We start from the raw sequence: 4599 nt of genomic DNA on the forward strand, positions 1-4599 counted from the left end.
CGCGCCCTGTTGGATTCGAACCAACGACCCACAGCTTAGAAGGCTGTTGCTCTATCCAACTGAGCTAAGGGCGCGGAGCACCGCCTTGTGCCAGATGGAAGCTAGTGCGTCCAGTTCTGGATACGGTCGGAACGGAAATTATCGGCATAAGCCTTGGGCCTGCGCACACGTGGAACAGGCAGTTCCAGATCATAGCCAATATTATTGTGCCGGGCATAGGCGACGGCAGCATCCTGTGTTGGGAACTGCAGGCGCAGTTGCGATAATGTATCGCGGCTGCCGGTCCATCCCATCAGGGCATCAACATGCCGGGGCTGCGTCTGACCATATTCCAGCACCCATGTATGGGTATTGGCCTGACCCGACTGTGTGGCTGTCTTTGCTTCCTGGTAAATCCGGGCACGCATTAAAACGATCTCCCATTATGGTGGTCGGGGCGCCCGGACTCGAACCGGGGGCCTCGTGTACCCAAAACACGCGCGCTACCAGGCTGCGCCACGCCCCGTCACCATGTGGGGGAAACTATGTGTCATTGGCCGCGCTGGCAAGCACCTTATTGAAAAAAGTATCGCTTTGCCCCCTTTGATGACAACCCGCACGGCCATGAAAACACGGTGGGACGACAACGCATTCCCGTGAACGCCACGTATAACGCCACATATTATGCCATGCCACCGCGCCGGATTGGGTCAGGATCTGGGGGTATCATCCCTGCGTGCCAGGGGCGGGATAAACAGCGGCGCGGTATCCCACGGGAACAGCACCCATGTTTCCTGCGGCACCTCCACCACGAACAGGTCCGTCAGGGACCGGCCGGCAGGTTTCGCATACAGGCATGCGAACAGCGCCTTGGGCAGCAGCCCGCGCACGACCTGCGCCGTAACGCCAGAATCCACCAGATCGTCGATAATCAGGAAACCTTCCCCGTCGCCTGCGGCCTCCGGCTGCTTGATGACGGTCGCGCTACCCTGCTTTTCCTCGTCATAGGTGACGACGGACACCGTCTCGATCAGGCGGCAATCCAGTTCCCGCGCAATGATCGCAGCCGGGATCAGGCCACCGCGCGTAATCGCCACGATCCCCCGGAATGGGCCGCGCGGCATAAGCTCCGCCGCCAACTGGCGGGCGTCGCGATGAAGCTGGTCCCACGTAACAGTTGCATAACTGGTTGCCATCAGAACAGTTTTCCTCCGTCGGGGACGCGACTGTCCGGACGGATCAATACCGCCTCCCCTTTCTGGTCACGCATGCTCAGGGTCAGGACCTCGCTCCGGAACGGGCCGATCTGGCGTGGCGGCACATTGACAATCGCACAGACCTGCCGCCCCGCCAGCCGTGATGGCGTATAGCGGTGATTGACCCGCACGGCCGACGTGCGTGCGCCAATATGCGGCCCGAAATCGATTCGCAGCCGATAGGTGTCACGATACGTATCGGGGAGCGGGCTTGCCTCCAGTATCGTGCCGACCCGGATATCAAGGTGCCCGTCCATCCCGGCACCGGCGGAAACATCCGGTGCGGACATGTCCGGTACGGGGGGCTGCGCAAGGTCTGTCATGGGAATGTTTCTGCCTGTGTTCGCGTCATCTTGTAAACCTGCGATCATTCCTTTTCGATAGGGAATTCGTGTCGAATTCACCCCTCTGGCTGCTATAGCGTAGGGCATCATGACGCGATCGAAGAATTTTCCCGCCCCACCGGGAAACATCCCCCCGCCGGCCCACGCCACCAACACCGCCGATGCGCGCCCCGACGCGCACAACATTGCAGGGGATTGCGCCGGTGACGCCCCCACACCGCCACCAGGCCGGCTGGTGCATCATCCCGGCCTTCTGGCGTTCCTGATGGCGCGGACGTCATCTTCCTTTTCATCATGCGTGCAGGCGGTGGCGGTGGGCTGGCAGATCTATGCCCTGACCCACAGCGCGCGCGCCCTTGCGATGGTGGGACTGGCGCAGTTCCTGCCCATGATCTGCCTGACCATGGTGGCGGGACATGCGGCCGACCATATGAACCGCCGCCGCATCGCCATGACATGCCAGGCGGTCGAGGCCACCTCCGCACTGGTGATGGCCATCGCCGCATTCGGGGGGTGGACGACACCGGGCATGATCTACGCCATGGTCATGGTCTTCGGCGCGGCGCGGGCATTTGAAATGCCATGCCAGCAGACCTTCCTTCCCTCCATCGTACCGCCGCACATGTTTCCACGCGCCGCCGCGGTCTCATCCTCCCTGTTCCAGGCGGCGGCGGTGACGGGGCCTTCGGTGGGGGGGCTGCTTTACGGTGCGGGGGCGGGCGTGTGCTATATGGTCTGTGCGCTTGGCTTTGGCATGGCCATGCTGGGCACGTTCCTCCTTCCCCTGCGCAACATGGCACGGGCACGCCAGCCGCTGTCGGTTTCCATGTTCATGGAGGTCTGGCATTTCATGCGTGAACGCCCCGACATGCTGGGGGCGATTTCACTGGACCTGTTCGCCGTGCTCCTCGGTGGGGCGACGGCCATGCTGCCTGTCTATGCCAGCGACATCCTGCATGCAGGCCCCACCGGGCTGGGCCTGCTGCGGGCGGCGCCGGCCATGGGGGCTGTCGCGTGTGCCCTGTTCTTTGTGTGGAAACCACTCAACAAACATGCGGGCGCCTTCATGTTCGCCGCCGTCGCGACATTTGGCGTGGCAACCATCGTCTTCGCCTTTTCCACCTCCATGCCGCTGTCGATCTTTGCGCTGGCGGTCCTTGGGGCGGCCGATGTCATCAGCGTGGTCGTACGTGGGGCGCTGGTACAGCTACGCACGCCCGATTCCATGCGTGGGCGCGTCTCCGCCGTCAACATGCTGTTTATCGGGTCATCCAACCAACTGGGGGAATTCGAAAGCGGGATGCTGGCATCACTTGTCGGCCCGGTGGAGGCCGTGGCGCTGGGCGGGGCGGGCACCATCGTGGTCACGTTGCTGTGGATGCGGATGTTTCCCGGCCTGCGCCGCCTCGACCGGCTGGATGATATCCATGCGGACTGATCCGCAACAAAATTACACGCTCCACGAGTATGTTTTTTATTGCATATCAGGAATGCGCTATGCTCATCTTGTGATGGACGCCCATCAAAGTGCGGCCACCATCAAGGAGAAAGGTGACATGTATCAGTTCACGGACATGCTCTTTGCAAAAACGAATATTCTGATGGGGCAGCTTAAACACGAAATTGGACGTGCTGCCGGCAGCAGAAACCTTCAGGCGCGGGGCATCGCGCAGAAACGTCGCGGCCGTCGCCATACCGAACGGGTGGACCGTATCCACCAGGCCATCCTTGAACAAGGCGGGGCCTATGACCTGGGACGGGACCGCCGCGCCCACCTGATCCGCTTTCAGTAACGCCGCGTTCGGCATTTCCCCCTTACAATGGCCCCGGCACTGCGCATGCAGGCCGGGGCTTTTCCATGGGAAGACCACGCTGTCGGCGATTTCCTAGATCTACAGAATATTTCTGCATTTTCAAAAAATACCCTAATCCTCATCAGCGCATGTTCGGACAGTGTGCATGATGCACATCAATCCGGATGGAAAACACACTGCCCCCCTGATACCCGCAGGCGCACCTGCCGATGGAAGGCGGAAAAGGACATGCCCTCCCGCAATACGCGTCTCCACCCCAATCCGCCTGATCCCACATGCCCTACAGGCACAGAAATGACCTATGACCGATCTTTGTACATGAACCATCAGGTTTCACGATGATGCACAGAGCGGTCGTGGAATGGCACGAGCCATAGCCCCTGCCTTCATTCCATATGCCATCCCATTCCCATACCGGCGATGGAAACGGGCATAAGCCATGGCAGAAACACCAGATATACAGATGGAATTTTCATCTTCCCCTCCCCGGTCGGAGCGTTCAGACAGTATCAGATGCGCGCAGTTGCCGCTTTTTACGATCGCGCGCGCACAGGGGCACGATCACCTTCAGGATTTCCATCGCGGCGGGAGAAGACAAACCAGTCTCCTCCGAAAATTTCCTGATTTCCTCAGGGGAAAACAGGGCATGGATCATGCTTTCGGTCGTAGGTGCAGGATTGTCGCGCTCCTGCCACTGTGACACGGCATCGAACACATCGGGGGTGCGGGAACGCGTCTCCAGCCGTGTGGGCTGGTCCTTGCGCGTGATGGGCCCCAGCATTTCATTGAGCACGGTAATCAGGCCCGACTGATCGCCCGTCGCACCGGTCAGGAAATCACCCGCACGGGTAAAGAAATTGGATTCGGTCATTGAGTGTCTCCCCTTTCTGGGAATTACATCGGATGACCTGTGATGAACGTCGCCTCATATGAAGGAGTTTCGCACGGACCGTGACGGGGCTGTTCACACTCTCGCGCGATACGCGCGTGGACTGGAACTTGTCATGCGCACACCCGACAAACCCTGTCGAAGACCTGACACGACCGGTTCAGGCAAGGAAACGTGAAAGATTTGAAAGAAAAGGTTTAAAAAGACGTTGCCTTTAACTCTCCACAAATCTTTAGAGACTGTTTGAACCCAAATCATTGATAAAAAATAAGCAAAGTTTTTGGGTGCCGCCTTTTTTCAAAAAGGCGGCGTCTTCT

General features: G+C 59.6%; 6 protein-coding genes and 2 tRNA genes. 2 read left to right on the top strand and 6 right to left on the bottom strand.

From position 1 onward, the window contains the following. From B7G66_RS14775 to B7G66_RS14795, 5 genes are all read right to left on the bottom strand, one after another. Nucleotides 1-74, bottom strand: a tRNA-Arg gene (locus B7G66_RS14775). Nucleotides 75-101: 27 nt separating this feature from the next. Beyond that, the gene (locus B7G66_RS14780; RefSeq protein ID WP_003620694.1) at nucleotides 102-407 is read right to left on the bottom strand and encodes an ETC complex I subunit; all 306 of its coding nucleotides are present in this window, start codon (nucleotides 405-407) and stop codon (nucleotides 102-104) included. Nucleotides 408-428: 21 nt separating this feature from the next. Continuing rightward, nucleotides 429-505 (bottom strand) — tRNA-Pro (locus tag B7G66_RS14785). Between the two features lie 184 nt (nucleotides 506-689). Further along, nucleotides 690-1175, bottom strand: a complete 486-nt coding sequence (gene gpt / locus B7G66_RS14790) for a xanthine phosphoribosyltransferase (RefSeq protein ID WP_003620696.1) — start codon at nucleotides 1173-1175, stop codon at nucleotides 690-692. Then, nucleotides 1175-1558 carry a tRNA-binding protein gene (locus B7G66_RS14795; protein ID WP_003620698.1) on the bottom strand — a complete coding sequence of 128 codons (384 nt, stop codon included), beginning with the start codon at nucleotides 1556-1558 and terminating at the stop codon, nucleotides 1175-1177. The genes gpt and B7G66_RS14795 overlap by 1 nt, the downstream gene beginning before the upstream one ends. A 109-nt stretch (nucleotides 1559-1667) precedes the next feature. Here B7G66_RS14795 and B7G66_RS14800 point away from each other — a divergent pair, with 109 nt between their 5' ends. After that, nucleotides 1668-3017: an MFS transporter gene (locus B7G66_RS14800; RefSeq protein ID WP_003620700.1), complete on the top strand. Its 1350-nt coding sequence runs from the start codon at nucleotides 1668-1670 to the stop codon at nucleotides 3015-3017. Continuing rightward, on the top strand, nucleotides 3007-3372 hold the full coding sequence (locus B7G66_RS18265; protein ID WP_174805733.1) for a hypothetical protein: 366 nt from the start codon (nucleotides 3007-3009) through the stop codon (nucleotides 3370-3372). The genes B7G66_RS14800 and B7G66_RS18265 overlap by 11 nt, the downstream gene beginning before the upstream one ends. Before the next feature lie 520 nt (nucleotides 3373-3892). On the opposite strand, the gene B7G66_RS14810 is transcribed toward B7G66_RS18265, so the two are convergent. Continuing rightward, nucleotides 3893-4264 carry a hypothetical protein gene (locus tag B7G66_RS14810; protein WP_003620702.1) on the bottom strand — a complete coding sequence of 124 codons (372 nt, stop codon included), beginning with the start codon at nucleotides 4262-4264 and terminating at the stop codon, nucleotides 3893-3895. Between the last annotated feature and the right edge of the window lie 335 nt (nucleotides 4265-4599).

The sequence above is a fragment of the Novacetimonas hansenii JCM 7643 genome (genome assembly GCF_000964405.1).
Classification (GTDB): domain Bacteria; phylum Pseudomonadota; class Alphaproteobacteria; order Acetobacterales; family Acetobacteraceae; genus Novacetimonas; species Novacetimonas hansenii.

Bases quoted from the DNA above. Each gene is read 5' to 3' on its own strand.
- B7G66_RS14795 (WP_003620698.1), bottom strand. From the start codon at position 1,558: ATGACAGACCTTGCGCAGCCCCCCGTACCGGACATGTCCGCACCGGAT.
- B7G66_RS14780 (WP_003620694.1), bottom strand. From the start codon at position 407: ATGCGTGCCCGGATTTACCAGGAAGCAAAGACAGCCACACAGTCGGGT.
- B7G66_RS18265 (WP_174805733.1), top strand. From the start codon at position 3,007: ATGCGGACTGATCCGCAACAAAATTACACGCTCCACGAGTATGTTTTT.
- B7G66_RS14800 (WP_003620700.1), top strand. From the start codon at position 1,668: ATGACGCGATCGAAGAATTTTCCCGCCCCACCGGGAAACATCCCCCCG.
- gpt (WP_003620696.1), bottom strand. From the start codon at position 1,175: ATGGCAACCAGTTATGCAACTGTTACGTGGGACCAGCTTCATCGCGAC.
- B7G66_RS14810 (WP_003620702.1), bottom strand. From the start codon at position 4,264: ATGACCGAATCCAATTTCTTTACCCGTGCGGGTGATTTCCTGACCGGT.